Origin of the sequence: Sphingomonas adhaesiva (assembly GCF_002374855.1) — a bacterium.
Lineage (GTDB): Bacteria > Pseudomonadota > Alphaproteobacteria > Sphingomonadales > Sphingomonadaceae > Sphingomonas > Sphingomonas adhaesiva.
Genome location: NZ_NWVC01000001.1, coordinates 483084 through 508112, shown reverse-complemented (window position 1 = coordinate 508112; position 25029 = coordinate 483084). Strand labels below are relative to the sequence as shown.

At 69.2% G+C, this 25029-nt stretch carries 24 protein-coding genes; 13 read left to right on the top strand and 11 right to left on the bottom strand.

The genetic code is table 11. The features are described from left to right. Window positions 1–78: 78 nt before the first annotated feature. The 4 genes from COA07_RS02555 (at window position 79) to COA07_RS02540 (ending at window position 4174) form a co-directional block, all read left to right on the top strand. Window positions 79–1206, top strand: a complete 1128-nt coding sequence (locus COA07_RS02555) for a bifunctional 2-C-methyl-D-erythritol 4-phosphate cytidylyltransferase/2-C-methyl-D-erythritol 2,4-cyclodiphosphate synthase (RefSeq protein WP_066707534.1) — start codon at window positions 79–81, stop codon at window positions 1204–1206. Beyond that, window positions 1203–1730: a hypothetical protein gene (locus tag COA07_RS02550; protein WP_066707537.1), complete on the top strand. Its 528-nt coding sequence runs from the start codon at window positions 1203–1205 to the stop codon at window positions 1728–1730. The genes COA07_RS02555 and COA07_RS02550 overlap by 4 nt, the downstream gene beginning before the upstream one ends. Beyond that, a complete protein-coding gene (locus COA07_RS02545; protein WP_066707540.1) occupies window positions 1706–2251 on the top strand; it encodes a CinA family protein in 546 nt (181 codons plus the stop codon). The genes COA07_RS02550 and COA07_RS02545 overlap by 25 nt, the downstream gene beginning before the upstream one ends. A gap of 72 nt (window positions 2252–2323) precedes the next feature. Continuing rightward, complete coding sequence (locus COA07_RS02540; protein ID WP_096640402.1) at window positions 2324–4174, top strand: methyl-accepting chemotaxis protein; 1851 nt, start codon at window positions 2324–2326, stop codon at window positions 4172–4174. A 54-nt stretch (window positions 4175–4228) separates the two neighbouring features. On the opposite strand, the gene COA07_RS02535 is transcribed toward COA07_RS02540, so the two are convergent. After that, entirely contained in the window at window positions 4229–4672 is a 444-nt protein-coding gene (locus tag COA07_RS02535) for a type II toxin-antitoxin system RatA family toxin (RefSeq protein WP_066707731.1), read from the bottom strand. Further along, window positions 4656–5579, bottom strand: coding sequence for a lipoyl synthase (gene lipA / locus COA07_RS02530; RefSeq protein ID WP_066707733.1), 924 nt, complete (start codon window positions 5577–5579; stop codon window positions 4656–4658). The genes COA07_RS02535 and lipA overlap by 17 nt, the downstream gene beginning before the upstream one ends. Window positions 5580–5632: 53 nt before the next feature. On the opposite strand from lipA, the gene COA07_RS02525 reads away from it, so the two are divergent. Then, window positions 5633–6262, top strand: coding sequence for a carbonic anhydrase (locus COA07_RS02525; protein ID WP_066707735.1), 630 nt, complete (start codon window positions 5633–5635; stop codon window positions 6260–6262). 84 nt (window positions 6263–6346) lie between these two features. On the opposite strand, the gene aspS is transcribed toward COA07_RS02525, so the two are convergent. Then, complete coding sequence (aspS, locus tag COA07_RS02520) at window positions 6347–8146, bottom strand: aspartate--tRNA ligase (protein WP_066707738.1); 1800 nt, start codon at window positions 8144–8146, stop codon at window positions 6347–6349. A 178-nt stretch (window positions 8147–8324) separates the two neighbouring features. Between aspS and rnd the strand changes: the two genes are divergently transcribed. Further along, window positions 8325–9503, top strand: a complete 1179-nt coding sequence (rnd, locus tag COA07_RS02515; RefSeq protein ID WP_066707749.1) for a ribonuclease D — start codon at window positions 8325–8327, stop codon at window positions 9501–9503. Beyond that, window positions 9500–9823: an I78 family peptidase inhibitor gene (locus tag COA07_RS02510; protein WP_083956731.1), complete on the top strand. Its 324-nt coding sequence runs from the start codon at window positions 9500–9502 to the stop codon at window positions 9821–9823. The genes rnd and COA07_RS02510 overlap by 4 nt, the downstream gene beginning before the upstream one ends. Window positions 9824–9983: 160 nt before the next feature. Here the strand turns inward: COA07_RS02510 and COA07_RS02505 are convergent, their stop codons facing one another. The 4 genes from COA07_RS02505 to COA07_RS02490 are packed head-to-tail and all read right to left on the bottom strand — an operon-like array spanning window position 9984 to window position 15535. Further along, window positions 9984–11483, bottom strand: coding sequence for a Ppx/GppA family phosphatase (locus COA07_RS02505; RefSeq protein WP_083956732.1), 1500 nt, complete (start codon window positions 11481–11483; stop codon window positions 9984–9986). A 10-nt stretch (window positions 11484–11493) separates the two neighbouring features. Next, window positions 11494–13665: an RNA degradosome polyphosphate kinase gene (locus COA07_RS02500; protein ID WP_245842004.1), complete on the bottom strand. Its 2172-nt coding sequence runs from the start codon at window positions 13663–13665 to the stop codon at window positions 11494–11496. Window positions 13666–13679: 14 nt separating this feature from the next. Next, on the bottom strand, window positions 13680–14303 hold the full coding sequence (locus tag COA07_RS02495) for an HdaA/DnaA family protein (RefSeq protein WP_066707761.1): 624 nt from the start codon (window positions 14301–14303) through the stop codon (window positions 13680–13682). Then, window positions 14300–15535: a hypothetical protein gene (locus tag COA07_RS02490; protein WP_066707763.1), complete on the bottom strand. Its 1236-nt coding sequence runs from the start codon at window positions 15533–15535 to the stop codon at window positions 14300–14302. The genes COA07_RS02495 and COA07_RS02490 overlap by 4 nt, the downstream gene beginning before the upstream one ends. 64 nt (window positions 15536–15599) lie before the next feature. Here COA07_RS02490 and purM point away from each other — a divergent pair, with 64 nt between their 5' ends. From purM to COA07_RS02470, 4 genes are read left to right on the top strand one after another with little or no spacing between them, the layout of a single operon-like run. Further along, entirely contained in the window at window positions 15600–16703 is a 1104-nt protein-coding gene (purM, locus tag COA07_RS02485) for a phosphoribosylformylglycinamidine cyclo-ligase (RefSeq protein WP_066707765.1), read from the top strand. Continuing rightward, a complete protein-coding gene (gene purN, locus COA07_RS02480; RefSeq protein WP_066707799.1) occupies window positions 16700–17272 on the top strand; it encodes a phosphoribosylglycinamide formyltransferase in 573 nt (190 codons plus the stop codon). Before purM ends, purN begins: the two co-directional genes overlap by 4 nt. Next, window positions 17269–17631 (top strand): MmcQ/YjbR family DNA-binding protein, encoded by a 363-nt coding sequence (locus tag COA07_RS02475; protein ID WP_066707767.1) that lies wholly within the window; start codon window positions 17269–17271, stop codon window positions 17629–17631. Before purN ends, COA07_RS02475 begins: the two co-directional genes overlap by 4 nt. Continuing rightward, window positions 17628–18257, top strand: coding sequence for a hypothetical protein (locus COA07_RS02470; RefSeq protein WP_066707770.1), 630 nt, complete (start codon window positions 17628–17630; stop codon window positions 18255–18257). The genes COA07_RS02475 and COA07_RS02470 overlap by 4 nt, the downstream gene beginning before the upstream one ends. 3 nt (window positions 18258–18260) lie before the next feature. Here COA07_RS02470 and COA07_RS02465 read toward each other — a convergent pair whose 3' ends face one another. The 4 genes from COA07_RS02465 to COA07_RS02450 form a co-directional block, all read right to left on the bottom strand. Further along, window positions 18261–18782 carry a GNAT family N-acetyltransferase gene (locus COA07_RS02465; RefSeq protein ID WP_066707772.1) on the bottom strand — a complete coding sequence of 174 codons (522 nt, stop codon included), beginning with the start codon at window positions 18780–18782 and terminating at the stop codon, window positions 18261–18263. Continuing rightward, window positions 18782–19204: a nucleoside-diphosphate kinase gene (gene ndk, locus COA07_RS02460; RefSeq protein WP_066707774.1), complete on the bottom strand. Its 423-nt coding sequence runs from the start codon at window positions 19202–19204 to the stop codon at window positions 18782–18784. Before ndk ends, COA07_RS02465 begins: the two co-directional genes overlap by 1 nt. 84 nt (window positions 19205–19288) lie before the next feature. Beyond that, window positions 19289–19729, bottom strand: a complete 441-nt coding sequence (locus COA07_RS02455) for a DNA polymerase III subunit chi (RefSeq protein WP_066707775.1) — start codon at window positions 19727–19729, stop codon at window positions 19289–19291. Window positions 19730–19748: 19 nt separating this feature from the next. Then, window positions 19749–21188, bottom strand: a complete 1440-nt coding sequence (locus tag COA07_RS02450) for a leucyl aminopeptidase (protein WP_066707779.1) — start codon at window positions 21186–21188, stop codon at window positions 19749–19751. A gap of 191 nt (window positions 21189–21379) precedes the next feature. Here COA07_RS02450 and COA07_RS02445 point away from each other — a divergent pair, with 191 nt between their 5' ends. Together COA07_RS02445 and COA07_RS02440 are read left to right on the top strand one after the other, a co-directional pair. Next, on the top strand, window positions 21380–23575 hold the full coding sequence (locus COA07_RS02445) for an LPS-assembly protein LptD (RefSeq protein ID WP_174525792.1): 2196 nt from the start codon (window positions 21380–21382) through the stop codon (window positions 23573–23575). 92 nt (window positions 23576–23667) lie between these two features. After that, entirely contained in the window at window positions 23668–25029 is a 1362-nt protein-coding gene (locus COA07_RS02440; RefSeq protein ID WP_066707784.1) for a peptidylprolyl isomerase, read from the top strand.

The following is a 25029-nucleotide window of genomic DNA, read 5'->3' as shown; positions in this document are numbered from 1 at the left end:
AGCTGCCTTAAAAACGGGCAGGTAGGGGAAGCGAGCGGGTCTGGCAAGGCGCGTGCGGAACCGCTAGGCGGCGCCACGATGACCCAAGTCGCCCTTATCGTCGCCGCCGGGACGGGCACGCGCAGCGGCAGTTCCGTGCCCAAACAGTTCGCCGACGTGGCGGGCCGCGCGATGATCGCGTGGAGTTACGAGGCGCTGGCGACGCATCCGGCGATCGAAAAGGTGCTGGTCGTGATCGCGCCGGAGCACGAAATGCTGCTGAAAAGCGCCGTTCCGGGCGCCGAATGGGTGGCAGGCGGTGCGGTGCGGCGCGAGTCGGTGGCCGCGGGACTGGCAAAACTACACGGTGCGGAGCGAGTCGTGATCCACGATGCGGCGCGCCCGTTCCTGTCGCACGCGGTCATCGACCGGGTTCTGGGGGCGCTGGATACCGCCGAGGCGGCTGTTCCGGTGCTGCCGGTCGCGGATACGCTGGTCGACGCGCGCGGCGCAGTGGTGCCCCGCGACGGCCTGCACCGCGTCCAGACCCCGCAGGCGTTCCGGTTCGCGACGCTGGCGCGTGCCCATGCGGAGTGGACCGGGGGCGAGGCGACCGATGATGCGCAGATGGTCCGCGCGCTGGGCCATGACGTGACGCTGGTGGAGGGCGATGCGATGCTGGAGAAGATCACCTACCCCGCCGATTTCGCCATCGCGGCGGCACGTGTTGGCTCCGAGACGCGCAGCGCCAGCGGCTTCGACGTCCACCGGCTGGAGGATGGCGAGGAGTTGTGGCTGGGCGGGGTGCGCATTCCGCACCACCAGGGGCTGTCGGGGCACAGCGACGCGGACGTCGCGCTGCATGCGATCACCGATGCGGTGCTGGGCACGATCGCGGCGGGCGACATCGGCACGCATTTCCCGCCCAGCGATCCGCAATGGCGCGGCGCCGAATCCGGCCAGTTCCTGCGCCACGCGCGCGGGCTGGTCGAGGCGAAGGGCGGGCGGATCACCTTCGTTGACCTGACGCTGATGTGCGAGGCGCCCAAGATCGGACCGCACCGCGCGGCGATGCAGGCGCGGATCGCGGAACTTCTGGGCCTGTCGACCGATCGGGTCAGCGTGAAGGCGACGACGACCGAGCGACTGGGGTTCACCGGCCGTGGCGAGGGGATCGCCGCGCAGGCGGTGGCGACGATCAATCTGCCGACGGGACTGGCGGCATGAGGCCGTTGTTCGCCATCGCGGCCGCGCTGTCGCTGGTCGCCAGCCCCGCCGCCGCGCAGACCCGCTGCCTGAGCGCCACCGATGCCGAGTCGATCGCGCTGGTCGCGCTGCCGGAGATCATCCGCGACGCCGGTCGCGTGTGCTCCGCCCTGCCGGCATCGAGCCTGTTGCGCCGGTCCAGCGGCGCGTTCCTGGCGAAATACGATGCCGAGGCGGACCGCGCCTGGCCCGCCGCGCGCGCCGCGATCGCGAAGCTGAGCGATCCGGCGGTCGAGCTGCTGCTGATGAGCGATTATGCGCGCACGACGCTGACCTCCATCTTCGCGCCGCAGATCACCGGGCGCATCCAGCCGTCCGATTGCGGGACGCTGGACCGGCTGGTGACCTTGCTGGAGCCGCTGCCGGCGCGCAATACGGCGGGGATCGTCGTGGCGACGTTGCAGTATCTGAAGGCCGAAAAGGCCAAGGGGCGGCAGAACCGCATCCCCGACCTGCCGGTATGCCCGGCCCCGGAGGCGAAGTGACCGACACCACCCTTCCCCCCGAACTGGTCGATGCCGCGCGCCGCGTCATCGAGGCGAACCGTGCGGCGGGGCGCCGCATCGCGGTGGCGGAAAGCTGCACCGGCGGGCTGGTATCGGCGGCGCTGACCGAGATCCCCGGCTCCTCCGACGTGTTCGAGGCCGGTTTCGTCACCTATTCCAACGATGCCAAGCGGCATCTGCTGGGGGTCAGCGGCGACGTGCTGGACACGTTCGGCGCGGTATCCATCGCGGTGGCGTGGAGCATGGCACAGGGCGCGCTGGCGAAAAGCGACGCCGATGTCGCCGTCGCGATCACCGGCGTCGCAGGTCCGGGCGGCGGCAGCGAGAAGAAGCCGGTCGGGACGGTGGTGTTCGCGCGCGCGGAGCGCGACGCCGATCCGTCGGACGTGATCGCGGACAAGCGGCTGTTCGGCGATCTCGGCCGCGGCGGCGTGCGGTTGCAGGCCGCGCAGTGCGCGCTGGACCTGTTGATGCCGGCGACTTCGGCCGATGGACTGTAATTTACATCACTAATCGGTGGTAAACTTATTGCCGTTACGGATGGTGTTGCCCCGGGGGGAGTGGGGAACATCATGAAGAATTTGACGGTATCGAGAAAGCTGATCGCGTCGTTCGGCATCCTGTTGCTGGCGTTGATCGCGATGATGGCGATGTCCATGACAACGCTGCGCAAACTGAACGAGACGGCAGACGAGCTCGGCCGGTTTCGCCGCGACAACCTGGTGGCGATCGCGACGATCAATACCGCTACCTCCGACTACCGAATCGCCGAGGCGAACGTCATTCTGTCGACCGTTCCCGCCAATATCGCAGCGGCGGAGCGCGCCGCCAAGGCAGCTGGGGGGCGCGTCGAGAGCAGCAGCCGCTTTCTGGAACGCAGCCTGCGTAACCCGGTGGCCATCGGACTGCTGCGGAACTTCCGCGATACCTGGGAAACATTCCTCGCCTTGTCGCAACGGACGGTGGCGTTGGGCAAGCAGAACAACGACCAAGCGGCGCTTGACAGTTTCCGGGCCACCAAGAAGGTGTTCGATCGCGCCACCGAACTGGCGGTGCAGATGCAGGAAACGCAGGTCAAGCTGAGCGACGAGGCGCTGGATGAGGCGGCAACCGCCTACAACTGGTCGCGCAACATCAGCATCGCGATCGCGATCGCCGTCCTGATCCTGACCGGCGTAATCCTGACGGCGCTGGTGCGCGGGATCGCGCATCCGCTGCGCGCGATGACCGATACGATGGGGCGGCTGGCCGCGGGCGACCTGACCGCGCAGGTGCCGGTCGACGTGCGTCGCGACGAAGTGGGGCAGCTGGCCGGGTCGATCGCGGCGTTCCGCGATCAGCTGGCCGCAGCCGAGCGTTCCAAGGAGGAACAGACGACGCTGATCGTCGACAGCGTCGGCACCGGCCTGTCCGCGCTGGCGCAGGGCGACCTGACGGCGCGGATCGATGCCGAACTGGTCGGCCCGTTCGCCAAGCTGAAGTCCGATTTCAACGCCGCGATGGACGCGGTGTCGTCCGCGCTCGGCGCGGTGACGGAAAGCGCGCAGGGGATCACCAACGGCGCCAGCGATATTCGCCAGGCATCCGACGATCTGTCGCGCCGTACCGAGCAGCAGGCTGCGAGCCTGGAAGAGACCGCAGCGGCCATGCACGAGATTTCGACGACCGTGCGCGAAACCGCCCAGAACGCGCATCGCGCCAATGACGTGGTGGCGACGACCCACAACGATGCCGAGCGTTCCGGCGAGGTCGTCAAGCGCGCGGTCGAGGCGATGAACGGCATCGAGCGTTCCTCGGCCGAGATCAGCGAGATCATCGCGGTGATCGACGGCATCGCGTTCCAGACCAACCTGTTGGCGCTCAATGCCGGGGTCGAGGCCGCGCGCGCCGGCGACGCGGGCAAGGGCTTCGCGGTGGTCGCCAGCGAGGTGCGCGCGCTGGCGCAGCGGTCGGCGGATGCGGCCAAGGACGTGAAGGTGAAGATCACCGCGTCCGGCGAGCAGGTCAATGCCGGGGTGGCGCTGGTCGGTCAGGCGGGCGAGGCGCTGACCAGCATCAACGCGCGGATCGTCGAGATCAACACGCTGGTGTCCGACATCGCCGCTGCGGCGGAGCAGCAGTCGGTCGGGTTGCAGCAGATCAACACCGCCGTGTCCGAGATGGACGGCGTGACGCAGCAGAACGCCGCGATGGTCGAGGAAGCGACCGCCGCCGCGCGCAGCCTGGCGTCGGAAACGCAGAACATGGCGCAGCAGATCGCGCGGTTCCGACTGGATCAGCGCGGCGGGGCGGTGTCGTCAGCGCCCGTCCACCAGTTGCAGGCGCGCGTGGCGCAGGCCGGCCCGCGGATCGCCGCGGCGGCACGCCCGCGTGGCGGCGCCGCGGCCGCCGTCGCGGCGCAGGACGACTGGGAATCCTTCTGACCGGGCGGCCGGTTCCCTTGAGATGACCGGCGACCGGCGGCGGCGTTGCGAACGCTACCGCCGGTCGTTGCCGTACAGGGCAGCGGCACGTTCCTCGAACGCGCCGATCATGCGGCGCAGCGCGGCGCCGAACACCTGGCCGGCGAGCATTTCGAACATGCGGTTCTTGAACGCGAAATCGACCGAGAAGTCGACCAGGCAGCCCCCTTCCCCATCGGGACGGAAACGCCAGTCGTTGTGCAGATACTTCAGTGGCCCGTCGACATATTCGACGTGGATCGTCTCCGGTCGCTGCTTGCCCACCTTCGACGTGAAGGTTTCGCGCAGCCCCTTGAACCCGACGATCATGTCGGCGACCGTGGCGGTATCGTCATCCTGGCGCACGCGCATCGCGCTGACCCACGGCAGGAATTCGGGGTAGCGGCGCACGTCCGCGACCAGATCGAACATCTGTTCCGGGGTGTACGGCAGGCGGCGGGTCTCAGCGTGCTTGGGCAAGCTTCGCCTCGCGCGCGGCCTTCATCTTCGCGAAATCGTCCCCGGCGTGATAGCTCGACCGCGTCAGCGGCGAGGAGGCGACCAGCAGGAAACCCTTGGCGCGCGCGATCGCGGCATAGGCGTCGAACGCGGCCGGGGTGACGAAATCGGCGACCTTCGCGTGGCGCGGGGTGGGCTGCAGATACTGGCCCATCGTCAGGAAATCGATGTCGGCCGACCGCATGTCGTCCATCACCTGATGCACCTCCAGCCGTTCCTCCCCCAGGCCCAGCATGATGCCGGACTTGGTGAAGATCGACGGGTCGAGCTTCTTGACGCTCTCCAGCAGGCGGATCGACGCATAGTAGCGCGCGCCGGGTCGAATCGTCGGGTACAGCCGCGGCACCGTTTCCAGATTGTGATTATATACGTCCGGGCGGGCCGCGACGATGGCCTCCACCGCGGCTTCGTGCTTATTCCGGAAATCGGGCGTGAGGATTTCGATCGTGGTCGTCGGATTGGTCCGGCGGATCGCCTCGATCACCTTCACGAACTGCTTCGCCCCGCCATCGGGCAGGTCATCGCGGTCAACGGAGGTCACGACGATATGCTCAAGCCCCATCTGCGCCGCCGCATCGGCGACGTTCTGCGGCTCCATCGGATCGACGGCGCGCGGCATCCCGGTCTTTACGTTGCAGAAGGCGCAGGCGCGCGTGCACGTGTCGCCCAGGATCATCACCGTGGCATGCTTCTTGGTCCAGCATTCGCCGATGTTCGGGCAGGCCGCTTCCTCGCACACCGTCGTCAGGCTTTTGGAGCGCATCAGCGCGCGGGTCGCGGCGAACCCCTCGCTGGTCGGCGCCTTCACGCGGATCCAGTCGGGCTTGCGGGTGCGCTGGGGAGCCTTGATCGGTGTCAGGTCGTTCATGCGGCGCAGATAGCGATTTCGACGCCAACAGACAACGAAAGGGTTTTTGACGGATGAGCAACTTCCACGATCTGATCGACGGCTATTACAAGTTCCGCGGCACCGAATGGCTGGAGGAGCGCGAGCGGTGGAAGGAACTGGCCGAGGGCCAGTCGCCGCGCGTGATGGTGATCGCCTGTTCCGACAGCCGGGTGGAACCGGCGACGATCTTCGGCAGCCGCCCGGGCGAAATCTTCGTCGTTCGCAACGTCGCCAACCTGGTTCCGCCGTTCGAAACCGGCGGCGGGCTGCACGGCGTGTCGGCGGCGCTGGAATTTGCGGTGACCGTGCTGAAGGTCGACGAGATCCTGGTGCTGGGCCATGGTGCGTGCGGCGGCGTGAAGGCGGCGCTGTCGGGCGACCTGAAGGATGCGGCGCCGGGCGAAGGCGGGTTCGTCGCCTCGTGGATCAAGCTGCTGGACGATGCGCGCGCGAAGGTGATCGCGGAGCACGGCAAGACCCCCGAGGGCCAGACCGCGCTGGAGCAGGAGGGCGTGCGCACCTCGCTTAAGAACCTGATGACCTTCCCGTTCGTGAAAGAGCGGGTCGAGGCCGGCACGCTGGAGCTGCACGGCGCGGTCTTCGCGATCGCCGACGGCAAGCTGCGCGTGTTGCAGGACAGCGGCGCGTTCGAGCCGGCGTAAGGCGCGTTGGCGGGCCGGTGCGATGACCGGTCCGCCCATCGCCGTTACCAATAAGGTCGCCCTGCGCAGGGCGACCTTATTGGTTCAGGCGTCCCCCTTCGGCAGTTCCGCGGTGGAGCGCAGGTTCAGTTCGCGCAGCTGCCTGGCGCTGACGAAGCTGGGTGCACCCATCATCAGGTCCTCCGCCTTCTGCGTCATCGGGAAGACGATCACCTCGCGGATGTTCGGCTGGTCGGCGAGGAGCATGACGATCCGGTCGACGCCCGGTGCCGAGCCGCCGTGCGGGGGCGCGCCGAACTTGAACGCGTTGATCATGCCCGCGAAATTGGTGTCGACATCGGCCTGCGAATAGCCGGCGATCTCGAACGCCTTGTACATGATCTCGGGCCGGTGGTTCCGGATCGCGCCCGACGACAGCTCCACGCCGTTGCAGACGATATCGTACTGATACGCCAGAATATCGAGCGGGTCCTTGCTCTCCAGCGCCTCCAGCTCGCCCTGCGGCATCGAGAAGGGATTGTGGCTGAAGTCGACCTTCTTCGCTTCCTCGTCATATTCGAACATCGGGAAGTCGACGATCCAGCAGAATTCGAAGCGCGACTGGTCGATCAGCCCGAGCTGTTCGGCGACGCGGGTGCGTGCGAGGCCGGCGAGTTTCGTCGCTTGTGCGACGGGGCCAGCCGCGAAGAACAGCCCGTCATCGGGGCCGAGGCCGAGCGCGTCGGCCATCGCGGTCATCTTGTCCTCGCCATGGTTCTTGGCGATCGGGCCGCCCCATTCGCCCTGCTTGCGCGTGGCGTAGCCCAGCCCCGCGAACCCTTCGGACTGCGCCCAGGCGTTCATGTCGTCGAAGAACTTGCGGCTCTTGTCCGCGGTACCCGGCGCGGGGATGGCGCGCACGACGTCGCCGGCCTCCACGATCGAGGCGAAGCGGCCGAAGCCGGAGCCGGCGAACTGCTCGCTGACGTCGCTGATCAGGATCGGGTTGCGCAGGTCGGGCTTGTCGTTGCCGTATTTCAGCATCGATTCGCGGTACGGGATACGCTTGAACGGCAGCGGAGAGACGGTGCGGCCCTTGCCCTGCCAGTCGGCGAATTCCTCGAACACGCCATGCAGCACCGGCTCGATCGCGGCGAACACGTCGTCCTGCGTGACGAAGCTCATCTCGAAATCGAGCTGGTAGAATTCGCCCGGCGAGCGATCAGCGCGCGCGTCCTCGTCACGGAAACAGGGCGCGATCTGGAAATAGCGGTCGAAGCCGGCGACCATCAGCAGCTGCTTGAACATCTGCGGCGCCTGCGGCAGCGCGTAGAACTTGCCCGGATGGACGCGGCTGGGCACCAGATAGTCGCGCGCGCCCTCCGGCGAGGACGCGGTAAGGATCGGGGTCTGGAATTCGGTGAAGCCCTGGTCGATCATCCGGCGACGCAGCGAGGCGATGACGGCGGAGCGCAGCATGATGTTGGCGTGCAGCTTTTCGCGGCGCAGGTCGAGGAAGCGGTTCCGCAGGCGGATCTCCTCGGGATATTCGGCATCGCCGAACACCGGCATCGGCAGTTCCGCCGCGGCGCTCTGCACCGTCGCGGCGCGGGCATAGACCTCGATCGCGCCGGTCGGCAGGTTGGGGTTCACGGTCGCTTCCGAGCGCAGCTTCACCGTGCCGTCGATCGTCACGACCGATTCGACGCGCAGCCCGTCGAGCAGCGCCAGCGCGGGCGAATCGCTGTCCGCGACGATCTGGGTAATCCCGTAATGGTCGCGCAGGTCGACGAACAGCACGCCGCCGTGATCGCGCTTGCGATGGACCCAGCCCGACAGGCGGACGCTGGCGCCCGCGTCGGAGGCGGTGAGCGCGGCGCAATGATGGGTGCGGTAGGCGTGCATGGGTTTTCTCTGTCTCGTCGCTCCAGCGCAGGCTGGAGCCTTGTGCGGCAAGGGTGCGCCCGCTGCCGAGAGACCCCAGCTTTCGCTGGGGTGACGGCCCCGGGGGCAATTGCGCGCCCCTCCCCTGTCCGAACCCTCTTTGTCAACCCGCGCGCACGGGTATATGGGCGTCGTCCTTATGCACGTTCATCCCCTCATCACCGACAGCGCGACGCTCGCCAACCTTTGCGCCCGCCTTTCCGACGCCCCGTTCGTGACGGTCGACACCGAGTTCATGCGCGAGAGCACCTATTATCCGGAGCTGTGCCTGATCCAGATCGCAGATACCGAGGAGGCGGCGGCGATCGACCCGATGGCGCCGGGGCTGGACCTGTCGCCGCTGCTGGCGCTGCTGACCGACAATGAGGACGTGCTGAAGGTGTTCCACGCCGGCGGGCAGGACATCGAGATCATCTACAACCTGACCGGCAAGACCCCGCACCCGCTGTTCGATACGCAGGTAGCGGCGATGGCGCTGGGTCAGGGCGAGCAGATCGGCTATTCCAACCTTGTCGACAGCTGGCTGGGCATCCAGGTGGACAAGGGCGCGCGCTTCACCGACTGGGCGCGCCGCCCGCTGGACGCGCGGCAGATCGAATATGCGATCGGCGACGTCACGCACCTTTCGGCGATCTTCCCCAAGATGCTGGAGCGGTTGAAGAAGACCGGGCGCGGCGCGTGGCTGGACCAGGAGATGGAGCGGCTGGCCGATCCGGCCAATTACGCCAACGACCCCGACCTGGCGTGGAAGCGCGTGCGCGTCGCCAGCCGCAAGGCCGACGTGCTCGGCCGGCTGAAGGCGATCGCGCGCTGGCGCGAGTTGGAGGCGCAGGCCAAGGATTTGCCGCGCGGACGGATCGTCAAGGACGAGACGATCGCCGATCTGGCCGGGCACCCGCCGCGCAAGCAGGCCGATCTGGCCAAGGTGCGCGGGCTGTCGCAGACCTGGGCGTCGAACGATATCGGTGCGCGGCTGATCGCGGCGATCGAGGGCGCCCGCCCGCTGTCCGACGACGAGCTGCCGCCGCGCGACGATCGCAAGCCCGGGCTGGGGCGCGAGGGGGCGCTGGTCGCCGACCTGCTCAAGCTGCTGCTGAAGATTCGTGCGCGCGACATCGACGTGGCGCCGCGGCTGCTGGCGCGCGGCGAGGAGCTGGAGGCGCTGGCCGCCGGACAGCGCAAGGGGCTGCAGATCCTGGAGGGCTGGCGCTACGACCAGTTCGGGCATGACGCGCTGGAACTGGTCGAGGGCCGGCTGGGCTTCGCGGTGCAGGGCGGCAAGCTGAAGATGACGCGGACCGAGGGGGTGGCGGCATGATGCGCGCGACGACCGTACTGGCGACGACGATGGCGCTGGCCGCCTGTGCGCAGCAGCCGGGCGCCGGTCCCGCGTCGGCGTCGCCCGCCCCCGGCAGCGTGGTGGCCGAAGTGCCGGGCGCGCAGTGCGACGCGAACCCGGCGCAGGCGTTGGTCGGGCAACGGGCCGACAAGGCGGGCGACGAGGCGAAGCGCCTGTCCGGCGCGCGGCTGGTGCGGCGCTACGTGACCGGCGCGATCCTGACGATGGATTTCCGCGCCGACCGGCTGAACATCGAAACCGATGCGAACGGCGTGATCGTCAAGCTAACCTGCGGTTAAGGGCGGGGCCATGGTGCCGCGAAATCAGGCGCTTTCCCGTGCGTGGAAACGTGGATGCCGGAACACGTCCGGCATGACGGCGTGGGGTTTGCACAGGTCTCGCGTCATGCCGGACCGGTTCCGGCATCCACCGCGGCGGTTGTGCTTAGGCCGCCCGGCCCTACGCCAGGCTGGGCTCGCGGCCCATCAATGCCGCAAGGGCGCGGTGGCGCTTCTGTACCGCTTCACCATAGAGCGCGGCATCGTCATCGGCGAGCCGTAGTCGCAGTCGTGTGCCGTCGATCATCAGCGACGAGCGTTCCAGCGGCCCCGCGATCCCGCCGCTGAGCCGCTGGCCGAGCCGCATCGCCAACCCCCAGCGCATCGCGCGGCGCAGGTCGGCCTCCCCCGCCAGTCCGGGCAAGGGCACGGGGCTGGTGAGATCGCCGCCCAGGCTGGTCCACAGCGCCTGCCCCAGCATGCCGCGCCCGCGACCGTCGATCCCCACCCAATTGCCGTGGATGGCGATTTCCAGCCCGCGTTCGGCGCGGAATTCCGGATTGGCGCGCCAGCCCACATCGGCCAGCTGGCACGCGGCGATGCGGATGCGCGCATCGGCGGCGCTGTCGTCCCCGAACAGCGGCGCGATCCATTCGGCGAGCAGGTCGCCATGTTCGGGAAAGCGCCCGCTGCGGCGCCCTTCGTCGCGCGCGGCGACGATCAGCGGATCCTGCGCGCGCACATCCTCGGGCAGCGCGGCGTAGAGCAACCCCTCGCGCAGGCCGTAGGCGGACACCATTGTGCCGCTGCTGCGCAACTGGTCGAGCAGCGCCGACAGCAATCCGGCGGCATCGAGCAGCGTCGGGATGCGGCCGGCCGACAGGCCGGGGATCGCCTTCAGGCGCGCCTTGCCGACATGCGCCAGCGTGCGGCGCAGCCGCGCGATACTGGCGGGGGGCATCGCATATTGATGGATGACGGGCAGCGGATAGCGCGTCGCCTCCATGTCGAGCCGCGCCAGCGCGCGCCACGATCCGCCGACCAGATAGAGCGGCAGCCCCTTTCCCGCGCCGATCCAGCCGTGCTGTGCCAGCAGTTTCTGGACATGGCCGGCGAGCTTGCCGCGTTCGCGCAGCGCACCGATGCGCAGGACGCCAAGCGGGAAGGACGTGCGCTGCAACAGCTCGCCGTTCTTTACCCGCACCAGTTCAAGGCTGCCGCCGCCCAGGTCGCCGACGATCCCGTCGGCATCGGGGATGCCCGACAGCACGCCCATGCCCGCGGCGCGCGCCTCCTCCTCGCCCGGCAGGATCTCGACCGTGAGGCCGGCGGCTTCGGCGATCGCGATCAGTGCCGCGCCGTTGCTGGCATCGCGCACCGCGGCGGTGGCGACGGTGCGGATGCTGACGACCGCCATCTCGCGGGCGAGCGCGGCGAAACGGTGCAGCGCGGTGGCGGCCATCGCCATCGCCTGTTCGTCGATCTTCCCCGATGCCGCCAGGCTGCGGCCGAGGCCGGCCAGCACCTTTTCGTTGAACAGCGTCGCGGGCAGCCGCGGCGGCCCCTGATAGACGACGAGGCGGATCGAGTTCGATCCGATATCGATGATCGCGGTACGCGGCTCCTCGCCCGAGCCGGTGATGGCAGACATGATGCGGCGCGGCGTCAGCGGCAGGGCCATTCCCGACCGCCTACGACCGGCGCCGAAGCGACAGGGTCGGCACCTCGACGCCGGCCTCCAGCGCGGCACCGCGGCCGGACAGCGAAGGGTTGACCATGAAATATCGGTGCAGGTTGAACCCCTTGGCGTCGGCGGGCGGCTGGATGCGCACGTAGCTGCCGTCGGATTGCAGGTCCCAGCTCTGTTCGTTGTCGATCAGGTTGGCGACCATCACCTGGTCGAGGATCTGGTCGTGCACCGTCTCATTGTCGATCGGCAGCATATATTCGACGCGGCGGTCGAAATTGCGCGGCATCCAGTCGGCGGAAGAGATATAGACCAGCGCGCCGTCATTGGGCAGCGCCGCGCCGTTGCCGAACACCGCGATGCGGCTGTGTTCCAGGAAGCGGCCGACGACCGAGGTGACGCGGATATTGTCCGACATCCCTGGCACCCGCGGCTTCAGGCAGCAGATGCCGCGGACGATCAGCTCGATCTCCACCCCCGCGCCGCTCGCCTCGTACAGCTTCTCGATGATCGTCGGGTCGACCAGCGAGTTCATCTTCGCCCAGATCGCCGCGGGGCGACCGGCGCGGGCGTTGGCGATCTCGGCGTCGATGCAGGCCATCAGCTTCTTGCGCAACGAGCGCGGGCTGAGGACCACCGTCTCCATATCCTCCGGCTCGACATAGCCGGTGATGTAGTTGAACATCCGCGCCGCATCGCGCCCGATCGCCGGATCGGCGGTGAAGAAGCTGAGGTCGGTGTAGATGCGCGCGGTGACCGGGTGGTAGTTGCCCGTCCCGAAGTGGCAATAGCTGCGGAACACCCCGCCCTCGCGCCGGACGACCATCGCGACCTTGGCATGGGTCTTCCAGTCGATGAAGCCGTAGACGACCTGCACGCCGGCACGCTCCAGCGCGCTCGCCCATTGCAGGTTCTGCTCCTCGTCGAAGCGCGCCTTCAGCTCGACCACCGCGGTCACCGCCTTGCCGTTTTCCGCCGCGGCGATCAGCGCGTTGATGACCGCAGATTGCTTGCCCGCGCGGTACAGCGTCTGCTTGATCGCGACGACGTCGGGATCGTTCGCAGCCTGTTTCAGGAAGGCGAGGACGACGTCGAACGTCTCATACGGGTGGTGGACGACGATGTCCTTGGCGCGGATCGCGGCGAAGCAATCGCCGCCGAATTCGCGGATGCGCTCGGGAAAGCGCGGGGTGAAGGGCACGAATTTCAGGTCCGGGCGATCCTCGTCCGCCAGCAGCGCCAGATCGCCGATGCCGAGCAGCGAGCCGGTTTCGGTGACGATCGCGTCGGCCCCGCCCAGTTCATCGCGCAACACCGCCGCCAGCGTGTCCGGCATGCCGGTTTCCAGTTCAAGCCGGATCACCCGCCCGCGCCGGCGTCGCTTGATGGCGTTGGCGAAATAGCGGACAAGGTCCTCGGCCTCCTCCTCGATCTCGATATCGCTGTCGCGCAGGACGCGGAATTCGGCGGCGCCCAGCACGTCATAACCGGGGAACAGCAAGCCCGAGAACCGCTTGAGCACCGATTCCACCGCGATGTAGCACGCCCCCTCCCCCGGCAGCCGGACGAAGCGCGGCATCGCGGCGGGGAGCATCACAAGCTCGCGGATCGGTTCCTGGTCCGAACGGCGCACCAGATCGAACATCACCGCCATGCCCTTGTTCGGCAGGAACGGGAACGGGTGCGCGGGGTCGAGCGCCTGAGGCGTGATGACGGGAAACAGCTGTTCGCGGAAATGCGTTTCCAGCCACGCCAGCTGATCGGCATCGAGCGCGCTGTCGAGCGAGCGATGGCCCGGCACGCGGATCCCCGCCTCCGCCAGTTCGGCGCGGATGTCGCGCCATACCGACTGCTGGCTGGCCATCAGCGCGTCGGCTTCCTCGACGATGGCATTCAGCTGTTGCCCGGGGGTGAGGCCGTCGGCGGACCGCGCGTCGACGTCCTGGATCTGCTGGCCCTTCAACCCGGCGACGCGGACCATGAAGAATTCGTCGAGGTTCCCGCCAGAGATCGCCAGGAAGCGCAGCCGTTCCAGCAGCGGATGCGCGCGGTTGCATGCTTCGTCCAGCACGCGGCGGTTGAACGCCAGCCATGACAGTTCGCGGTTGAAATACCGCCCGCCGTCGCGATCGCGAAACGGATCGTCCAGCGCGTCGTCGGCATCGAGGCGCGCCATCTTCGGCGTTCGGGTCATGTCGTCTCGTCGCTCCGGTCGGTGAAGGCGGGCACCGCGTGCAGGGTTTCGCGCGCCAGCGGGATGGTCAGGCGCCGGCGGCCCGCGAGTGCCGCGCTGTCCAGCCTATCCATCGCGTCGATGACAGAAGCGTGACGACGTTCCACCCGCGCGACCAGCCATGCGATCAGATCGGCGCGCGCATCTAGCCGCCGCTGCGCGAAGCCGTGTTCGAACAGCGCGGTCATCAGCGCGTCGTCGGGCGGCGCGATCGTGGCGGTGGGGCTGGCATGAAGCCGAGAGCGAAGGTCGGGTAGCGCCACCTGCCATGTCGGCGGCGCGTCGTCGGCGATCAGCAGCAGCGGCCGGCCCGTTTCCTGCGCGCGGTTCCAGGCGTGGAACACCGCCTCCTCCGGTTCGCGATGGGCATCGTCGATCACCCGCGCGCCCGCGCGCGCGGCGAAGATGCGGCCCAGCAGCGAGCGCCCCGACCGCGGCGGCCCGGCGAGGATGGCGGTACGCACCGGCCAGGTCGCCCAGCGATCGAGCATCGCGACGGCAACGGCATTGGAAGGGCTGACGAGAAACTCGGCATCGCGCGCATCGGGTTGCCATGCCAGCGGCAGCGCGATCTGGCTCATCCGGCCGGCAATCCCGGCGCGCGGACGTCCGGGGGCAGCAACTGGGGCGCGCGCCGGATGCGGATCGTCGTGCCGTTGCCGAACACCTGCCAGCCGCGCGCCTCCAGCGCGGCGCGGAAGGCATCGGGCGTGCCGGCATAGCCGACCGTCATCAGCGAGACGCCGCCCAGCGCCAGGCTGGTCGTGGAGGCGCTGGCGACGCCCGGTACGCCGCGCATCGCCGCCTCCCCGCCCGTCACCGCGCCCGCATCGGGGGTGTCGAACTGAACGGTGATGCTGATCGACGGCGTCGGCGGGGCGAGCGTGTCGAGCAGGTCGTCGATCGTCTGCCCGGGCGTCGGCGTCGCCACCGGCATGACCGGGTTGAGCCCGCTGTCGGCGCGCAGGTAGCCGCCGCGCAGCCCTTCCTGATAGGCGGCGTCCATCCGTCGCACGCCTTCGTCCAGCAGCGCCGGCAGACCGGCGGCCTTGCCGACGCGCAGGGTGAAGGTGCGCAGCAGGCGATTGTCGGGGCCGTAGCGTGCCTCGAACACGCCGACCACCGGGCCGCCGGGCCATTGGCGATACAGGCGGACGGTGGGGATCAGCACGTCGCTGCCGCCATATTGGTCGATCACCGCACGCCACCAGCCGCGGTCCGGCCGCTGCGTCTGCCCGACATTGAGCAACAGCGGGTCCGGGCCGGTGCCGGCCGGGCGGATATAGTCGATGGTGCTGCCGCCGGTGCGGAAGCGTGCCCATGCCTCCTGCCAGACGGTGCGCTGTTCGAACGTGGTGCCCACCCCGGTCGACCATTGCACCGGCACGACGACGAACGGCGGCGAGCGGCTGACGAACGCGGATACGCCCAGCAGCGCGGAGGTGCGCGCGCGGTCGAACAGCACGCCGAGTCGCGCGATGTAGCGATTCGGCCCGATCTGTTCGCGATCGACGACGATCGCCGAGACGATCGAATCGAGCGTGCCGTCGGCCGCGCCGCCGCCGCCCGCGCCCAGCCGCTGCGACAGCTGCACGAACGCCTTGCGCTGCGCCTCGCGCCAGCCGGCGAGCCGCGCCGCCTCCGCATTGGGGCCGCTGGTGTCGACGGTGATGCCGGCGACTTCGAAATCGTTGGAGCTGTCGACCGCGGCGACGCCGCGATCGGCGCCGTCGATCTGCGCCATGACGGCAACGGCGCCCAGCGCGGCGACCGCAACGGCCGAAGCCAGGGCGACAGGAAGACGGACACGCATGTTGCGCGTCTTTTGGCGAAGCAGGCGTGGAAATCCAAGCGCGATGTGGCTAGGCGCATCCGCCATGAGCACCGAAGGACGCAACGAGCCCTACACCTATGAGAGCGCGGGCGTGTCGATCGCCGCCGGCAACGCGCTGGTCCGCGCGATCGCGCCGTTGGCGCGCGCGACGCGGCGGCCGGGGGCCGACGCCGACCTGGGCGGGTTCGGCGGCTTCTTCGACCTGAAGGCGGCGGGGTTCACCGATCCGCTGCTGGTCGCCGCCAACGATGGCGTCGGCACCAAGCTGAAACTGGCGATCGAATGGGGTCGCCACGCTGGCGTCGGCATCGACCTGGTCGCGATGTGCGCCAACGACCTGATCGTGCAGGGCGCCGAGCCGCTGTTCTTCCTGGACTATTACGCGACCGGTAAGCTCGACAATGCCGTCGCCGAGAGCGTCGTCGCCTCGATCGCCGAAGGGTGCCGGATCGCGGGCTGCGCGCTGATCGGCGGGGAAACCGCGGAGATGCCGGGCATGTACGCCGCGGGCGATTACGACCTGGCGGGGTTCTGCGTCGGTGCGGTGGAGCGCGGGGACGTGCTGACCGGCCAGACGATCGGCGCGGGCGACGTGATCCTGGGGCTGGCATCGTCGGGGGTGCATTCGAACGGCTTCTCGCTGGTCCGGCGGCTGGCGGCGGACAAGGGGTGGAAGCTGGATCGCCCCGCGCTGTTCGATCGGGACCGGTTGCTGATCGACCATCTGATGGCGCCGACGCGCATCTACGTCAAAAGCCTGCTGCCGCTGTTGAAGGCGCATCGCATCAAGGGGCTGGCGCATATCACCGGCGGTGGCCTGTTGGAGAACATCCCGCGCGTGCTGCCGCGTGAGGCGCATGCGGTCGTCGATGCCGATGCCTGGGAACAGCCGCGGCTGATGGCGTTCCTGCAGGCGCAGGGCGGGATCGAGCCGGAGGAAATGGCGCGCACGTTCAACTGCGGGATCGGGATGGTCGCGATCGTCGCCGCCGATGACGCGGCGCAGGTGGCGGAGGAACTGACCGCGGCGGGCGAGACGGTGTTCACGATCGGCCGGATCGAGGCGGGCGCGCGGGGCTGCACGGTGACCGGCAGCACCGAGACATGGAGCGCGCGCGGCGACTGGACCGCGACGCACAGCGCATGACGGGCACGTCCACCCGGGCGAAGGTTGCGGTGCTGATTTCCGGCCGGGGATCGAACATGCAGGCGCTCGCCGCCCATGCGGGCGCTGCGTATCGGATCGTCGTCGTCGCGTCGGACAAGCCGGAGGCGCCGGGCCTCGACTGGGCAGTGCAGGCGGGACTGCCGACCTTCGCGCTGTCGCCGAAGGGGATCGGCAAGCAGGCGTACGAGAGCGCGCTGGACGCCGCGTTGCGCGCGGCCGGGGCGGAATGGATCGCGCTGGCGGGCTATATGCGGCTGCTGTCCGACGAGTTCGTCGCACGCTGGCGCGGGCGGATCGTGAACATCCACCCCTCGCTGCTGCCGAAGTACAAGGGGCTGGACACGCACGCGCGTGCGATCGCGGCCGGGGACGCCGAGGCGGGCTGTTCGGTCCATCTGGTGACCGAGGAACTGGACGGGGGCAAGGTGCTGGGCCAGGCGCGCGTGCCGATCCTGCCCGGCGACACGCCCGATGCGCTGGCGGCGCGGGTGCTGGCGGAGGAACACCGGCTGTATCCCGCCGTTCTGGCGGACATGGTACGCCGATGACCGACGCGCTCGACCGGATCCGCTCCATCGCGCTGCTGCTGCCCGAGGTGGAGGAGCGCGTGAGCCATGGGCAGCCGACCTTCTTCGTGGCCGGAAAGCAGTTCGCGCAGTTTCGCGACGATCATCATGGCGACGGGCGCGTGGCGGTGTGCGTGCGCACCAGCGGGATGGACGAACAGGCAATGCTGCTGGACGCCGCACCGGACACCTATTCGCGCCCCGCGTATCTTGGACCGTCCGGATGGGTCGCGGTAAACGTCGCGGCGGATGACGTGGACTGGGCGCTGGTCGAGGACCGCGTCGCGCGCAGCTGGGAACTGGCCGCGCCCGCGCGGTTGCTGGAGGCCGGCGGGCGGTGAGCGACGATCCGGCTCCGCCGCCCGATACCGCGCCGGAAACGCGCGCGGAGCGGCGCGATACGGCGGCGACGCGGCGGCGCTGGGTGACGCTGGCCGAGGTGGTGGCGGTCGCGGGCCTGCTGATCGGTGCGCTGACGCTGTGGCTGAGCTGGAACGGCCAGCGCGAGGAGCGCGCGGAAAAGATCGCCGAGCAGCGCGACGCCGCGCGCGAGCGTGGGCGGGTCGACCTGTCGGCGAGTGTCGAGGATGGTGGCCGGGTGCTGGCGCTGAAGGACGAGCGGCACGAATTGAGCGAGGCACGCATCGTCTTCCCGCGGACGCTGGGTATACCGGCGCAGCGGCCGGCGGGCGATCCGCAGATCGACGCGAACTGGTTTGCCGCGGAGCTGCTGGCGTTGACCGACAGGGGCGACGACAGCCGGTCGGGGCGGCTGCCGGTGCTGGTCACGGTCCGCTATTTCGACGGCGACGCACCGCGTGTGGCGACCGGCATCTACGATATCGTCTGGCGGACGGAGGGCCGCTTGCTGCGCGGGCGGGACGTGAAGCTGGAGGGGTTGCGGCTGCGGCAACGCGGTGGGGATCAGGCGACGCTGGATGCGGCCTGGGCGCGGCTTACGCCGTAAAGATCACAGGTCGCGGGCATAGACGCGATCGTCGCACCATGTCTCGCCGACCTTGAAGCGGCGCTCGGCGACGACGGCAAAGCCCTGGCGTTCGTAGAAGGCGCGCGCGCGGGCGTTGCCGGCGAACACGCCGAGCAACATGCGCCGCGCGCCCAATGCCCGGGCATCGTCGATCGCCTGTGCCATCAGCGCCGCGCCCAACCCGGTCCCGCGGGCGGCCGACAGCGTGTAGATGCGGCGGAGTTCGATATCGCCGGGGCCGGTTTCGCCGACTTCCTCCGGCGGGGTCAGCAGCGAATAGCCGATCGGCGCGGCTCCGGTCGCATGTTCGGCGAGCGTGAGGACCGCGGCGGGATCGGCGCTCCACGCCGCGAACTGCTCGGGCCGGCTCTTGCGGTCGAGATGCGCGAGGATGTCCGCGCCCGACAGCACGCCGGCGAAGGTATCGAGGAAGCTGGCCCGTGCGACCAGCGCGACCGCGGCGGCATCGTCGACCGACGCGCGCCGCAGCCGCCACGTCGTCATCAGCCGACGATCTCTTCGGGCTTGAAGAAGTATGCGATCTCGATCGCGGCATTCTCGTCCGAATCCGAACCGTGGACGGTGTTCGCCTCGATCGATTCGGCCAGTTCCTTGCGGATCGTGCCCGGTGCGGCGTTCTCCGGGTTGGTGGCGCCCATGATGTCGCGGTTGCGCTGCATCGCATTCTCGCCTTCCAGCACCTGCACGACGACGGGGCCGGACGTCATGAACGACACCAGGTCGTTGAAGAACGGGCGCTCCTTGTGGACGGCGTAGAAGCCCTCGGCCTGCTCCTTGGTCATCTGGATGCGCTTGGAGGCGACGACGCGCAGGCCGGCTTCCTCCAGCATCTTGGTGACCGCGCCGGTCAGGTTGCGGCGCGTGGCGTCGGGCTTGATGATCGAAAAGGTACGGTTCGCGGCCATGACGGTCACGGGCTCCTGAAATTGAGGATTGCGGAAAAGTGGCGCCGCCCTAGGCCCGGTGCCGCGACGATGCAAGCCGCCGCGTCAGGCCGCCTGTTCCCAACGGCCGGCGTCATTCTGTTTCCAGTAGCGCCGTTCCACCCCGTCGCGCGCCGCCAGCGATTTCCACGCGATCCGCGCCGCGGCGATATGATCGTCGTCGAAGAAATGGAACGCGCGATCGAAATCGAGCGCGGCGTCGCGCCATTCGCCGTCCACCAGCGCGACGTGGCGCGCGCCGTTGGCGGGGGTGACGTCGCCCGCGATCAGCACCGGCTGGCGCGTATCGTCGGCGGTGCCGGCCACCGCATGGGGCAGGAAGCTGTCGGGCGTGTGGCTCCACAACAGCCGGTCGAGCGCCGCCTGCCGTTCGGGCGCGGCGGCGACGATCAGCAGGCGTGCGCCGCTCGCCACCACCTTCTCGGCGATTTGCGGCAGCGCGCGCTCCAGCGGCGTGTGCACCAGATGATAGAAATCGACCTGCACCGCGCGCCGCCGGCCCGCCTCAGCCTTCGCGGTCGGCGATGAAGCGGTCGAGGACGCGCACGCCGAAGCCGGTCGCACCCTTCGCCCAGGTGGGGCCGTCCTTGTCCGCCCACACCATGCCCGCGATGTCGAGGTGCGCCCAGGCCACGCCCTTGTCGACATAGCGTTGCAGGAACTGCGCGGCGGTGATCGACCCTGCGCCGCGGGGGCCGACGTTCTTCATGTCGGCGATCGGCGAATCGATCAGCCTGTCGTAGGCGTCCGACAGCGGGAAGCGCCACAGCTGGTCGCCCGAGGTCCGCCCCGCCGCCAGCAGCGCGTCGGCCAGCGTGTCGTCATTGGCGAACAGCCCGCCATATTCGTTGCCCAGGCTGACGATCATCGCGCCCGTTAGCGTGGCGAGATCGACGATCGTCGCGGGCCTGTGGACGCTCTGGACCCAGGTCAGGCAGTCGCACAGCACCAGCCGCCCTTCGGCGTCGGTATTGATGACCTCCACCGTCTGGCCCGACATGCTGGTGACGACGTCGCCGGGGCGCTGCGCATTGCCGTCAGGCATGTTCTCCACCAGTCCCATGACGCCGACGACATTGGCCTTCGCACCGCGCCGCGCGAGCGACAGCATCGCCCCCGCGACCGCGCCGGCGCCGCCCATGTCCCACTTCATGTCCTCCATGCCCGCGGCCGGCTTGATCGAGATGCCGCCGGTGTCGAAGGTCACGCCCTTGCCGACCAGCGCGGTGACCGGCGCGCCCTCGCCCGCGCCGTTCCACTTGAGCGCCAGGATGCGCGGCGCACGCATCGACCCCTGCGCCACGCCCAGCAGTGCCCCCATGCCGAGATTGCGCATCTGCGCCTCGTCCAGCACCGTCGCCTCCAGCCCCAGGCCGTCGACCGCGGCGAGCACGCGCTCCACGAACGTTTCCGGGTAGAGCACGTTCGGCGGCAGCGCGGCGAGCGTACGGGCAAGGTCGAGGCCCGCGGTCACCGCCTCGCGCGCCGGCCAGGCGGCGTCGTCGCCCACCACGGTCAGCGCGGCGAGCGTCGGCTTCTGCTTTTCGGGCAGCTTCGTGCGATATTCGTCGAACCGCCACGCGCGCTGCGCCGCGCCGGCGGCGAACCGCGCGGTCGCGGCGGCATCGACGCCCGACAGGTCCGCGACGGCGGACGTCTCGCCGGAGGTCAGCAGCCGCGCGGTCAGCGCGCCGCCGGCGCGTTCATAGGCCGCATCGTCACCGGTGCCGACACCCAGCAGGACAATCCGCTGCGTCCGGCCATCGGCGCCGACGAACAGCTCGGCGCTGCTGCCCGCCTCCCCTTCGAAGCGGGCGCCGCGCGCCGCGGCCTCTACCAGCGCGTCGGCGGCGGGGACCAGCCCGGTCAGCGCGTCCCCCTTCTTGACCGGCAGCGCGAGGACGGCGGCATCCGCGGGGCGGCTGGGGGCGAACGCGATCTTCATCTGCAAACCTTTCATTCCGTGCCGGCTCTCTAGCGGCATGCGGGGCGCGGCGCAAAGCGTTGCAGCACGCGTCGCGCGATGCGATAGGGCGGCGACGATGCGCCCACGCCATTCCGGCGGCGCACCATGCGGTCGACGGGAGCAACGTGAGGCGTCTGGATCTTCTCGCCGGTGGTGCGATCTGGTTGTCGATGGCGGGACCGGCGGCCGCCCAGTCGTTGCAGGACCGCGCCGTGGCGCCCCCCGCACCGGTCGGTGAGAGCGCGACCACGCCCGTTGCGGCGGACCAGGTGCAGTTCAGCGCCGGTACGCTGGAGTACGACTATAACGCCGATATCGTCACCGCCGCCGGCGAGGTGCGGATGACGCGCGAAGGCGACCGCTTGCGCGCCGACAAGGTGGAGTGGAACCGCAAGACCGGGCGCGTCGTCGCGACCGGCAACGTGGCGGTGACCAACCCCCAGGGCGACGTCGCCTATGGCGATTCGATCGAGCTGACCGATTCGCTGAAGGACGGCGTGGTTGACAACATCCTGGTCGTGCTGGAACGCGGCGGGCGGATCGCGGCGGTGCGCGGCACGCGCCAGCAGGACGGTACGGTGCTGCTGGATCGCGCGGCCTTCTCGCAATGCCCGGTCACCGACAGCGATGGCTGCCCCAAGGAACCGTCGTGGAAGATCACCGCGGTAAAGGTGACGTACCGCCCGGACCGGGAGCGCGTCTATTTTGACCAGGCGCGATTCCACCTGCTGGGCCTCACCTCCCCGGCGCTGCCGCGGTTCAGCGTGCCGGTGGGCGAGGCGAACGATACCGGGCTACTGACGCCGGGGATCGGAATCACGCGGCTGAACGGCGTGGAACTGGTGCTGCCGGTCAATATCGCGCTGGGTCAGGACCGCTCGCTGATCGTCGCGCCGCACCTGTTCTCCTCCGAACTGCCGATGCTGGAGATGCGCTATGCACAGGTGACGCAGCTCGGCGCCTTCTCGCTGACCGGATACGCCACCAGCAGCCGGCGCAGCGGCGACCTGTCGGACGGGTTCACGACCGAGACCGAACGCGCGCTGCGCGGCTATCTGGACGGAAAGGCGCGGTTCCAGCTCGACCCGAACTGGTCGCTGTCGGGATCGCTGCGGATGGTCACCGACCGCACGTTCCTGCGCCGCTACGACATTTCGCGCGAGGACCGGCTGCGCACGCATGTCGCACTCGAGCGGATCGACGCCGACAGCTATCTGTCGGTCGCGGGATGGGCGGTGCAGACGCTGCGCGTCGGCGAACGCCAGGGCATGCAGCCGGTGGCGCTGCCCGAGATCGATTACCGCCGCCGCTTCACCGATGCACTGCTGGGCGGGACGATCCAGCTGCAGGCCAATACGCTCGCGATCGGGCGGCGCGCCGGGCAGGATACGCAGCGCGCATTCGTCAGCGCGCGCTGGGACTGGCGCGGGATCACGACGCTGGGCCAGGAAGTGTTGCTGACCGCCTTCGGCCGCGGCGATGCCTATAACACCAGCGGCAGTGCGGCGACGACGATCGCCAGCTATCGCGGGCTGGACGGATTCCAGACGCGCGCGATCGGCGCGCTGGCCGCGGAGGTGCGCTGGCCCTTCGTCGGGCAGCTGCTGGGCGGGTTCCAGCGGTTCGCGCCGCGCGTGCAGATCGTCGCGACCCCGCCGACCCGCAACTTGGCCGTCCCCAACGAGGATGCGCGCGCGGTCGACCTGGAGGATTCGAACCTGTTCTCCCTCAATCGCTTCCCCGGGTACGACCGGTGGGAGGATTCGAGCCGGCTCACCTATGGCGCGGACTGGTCGCTGGACCTGACCGGGGTCGCGATCTCCGCGACCGTGGGGCAGAGCTATCGCCTGAACGACCGGCCGACGATCCTGCCCAACGGGACCGGCCTGTCCGATCGCTTCTCCGACATCGTCGGGCGCACGAACGTGCGGATCGGCGAGTTCGTGACGTTCACCCACCGCTATCGCCTCGACAAGGATAATCTGGCAGTGCGCCGGAACGAGATCGACGCGACGGTCGGCACGCGTCGCACCTATGCCACGGTCGGCTACCTGCGGCTGAACCGCAACATCACCGGGCTGGAGGATCTGCAGGACCGCGAGGAGGTGCGCGCCGGCGGGCGGCTGGCGTTCGCGCGCTATTGGTCGGTATGGGGATCGGCGATGATCGACCTGACCGACCGGGCCGAAGACCCGCTGTCGCAGTCGGACGGCTTCACCCCGATCCGCCACCGCGTCGGTGTCGCCTATGAAGACGATTGTATCGATCTGGGGCTGACGTGGCGGCGCGACTATCAGTCGACCGGCGACGCGCGCGCCGGCAACAGCTATCTGTTGACGCTTTCCTTGAAGAACATCGGCCGCTAAGCCACGGTTCAGCTGAGATCGGGCAACTCCGCCACACGGGACAGTCGCGCGCGCGCCGACCCGCGACACCAACGGGATTTCGAGAAACGGTGATGACGACGAAGAAGGGCGCGGCGCTGCTGACCCGCCGGATGCTGGGGACCGTGTTGGCGCTTGGCGCGGCCGCGGGTGCCATCGCGCAGACGGTCGAGGATCAGGGGCTGCCGGACAACACCGGGCTGAACATCCCGTCGAACCTGCAGATCTTCGGCAAGACGGATTCGAACATCCGCAAGGCGACCGCGATCGTCAACGAAACGGTCATCACCGGCACCGACGTCGACCAGCGCGTGGCGCTGGTGGCGACGGCGAACAACGCCAAGCTGTCCGACCAGGATCGCGAGCGGCTGCGCGTGCAGGTGCTGCGCCAGCTGATCGACGAGACGCTGCAGATCCAGCAGGCCAAGACCGCCGACATCACGATCACCAAGGCCGAGCTGGATCAGGCGTACGCCGGCGTCGCCAAGAACTTCAACCGTACGCCCGCGCAGTTCACGCAGTGGCTGACGCAGAACGGGTCGTCCGAACGCTCGATCCGCCGCCAGATCGAAGGCGAGCTGGCGTGGAACCGCTATCTGCGCCGCCGCGTCGAGCCGTTCGTCAACGTGGGCGACGAAGAGGTGAAGGCGATTCTCGACCGGCTGGAAGCGGCCAAGGGCACGGAGGAATTCCACCTCAACGAAATCTACCTCGCCGCGACCCCGGATCGCGAACAGGAGGTGTTCAATAACGCGCGCCAGATCATCGCCGAGATCGGCAAGGGCCAGGCGCCGTTCGCCTATTTCGCGCGCAACTTCTCCGCCGCGACCACGCGCAGCGTCGGCGGCGACCTGGGCTGGGTGCGCGCCGCGCAGCTGCCCGACGCGCTGGCGCAGGCGGCGCAGACGATGCAGGTCGGCCAGGTCGCCGGCCCGGTGCCGACGCCGGGCGGCTTCTCGATCCTGTATCTGGCCGACAAGCGACAGGTGCTGATGGCCGATCCGCGCGACGCGCGGCTGAGCCTGAAGCAGCTGACGATCAAGTTTCCGTCCGGCACCACGCAGGCGCAGGCGACGCAGCGGACCGGCGCGTTCGCCACCGCGATCGAGAAGCTGAAGGGCTGCGGTTCGGTGCCGCAGGTCGCCGCGACACTGAACGCCGAGGTGGTCGACAATGACGCGGTGCGCGTCCGCGACCTGCCGCCACAGCTGCAGGCGATCATGCTGAAGCTGCAGGTCGGCCAGGCGACGCCGCCGTTCGGCAACCCGGAGGAAGGCGTGCGCACGCTGGTGCTGTGCGGCCGCGACGAAGTGGCCAGCGGTCAGCTGCCGGGTGCGGCGCAGATCCAGAACCAGCTGGAGCAGCAGCGCGTCAACCTGCGCGCGCAGCAGGCGCTGCGCGACCTGCGCCGCGACGCCGTGATCGAGTATCGCTGA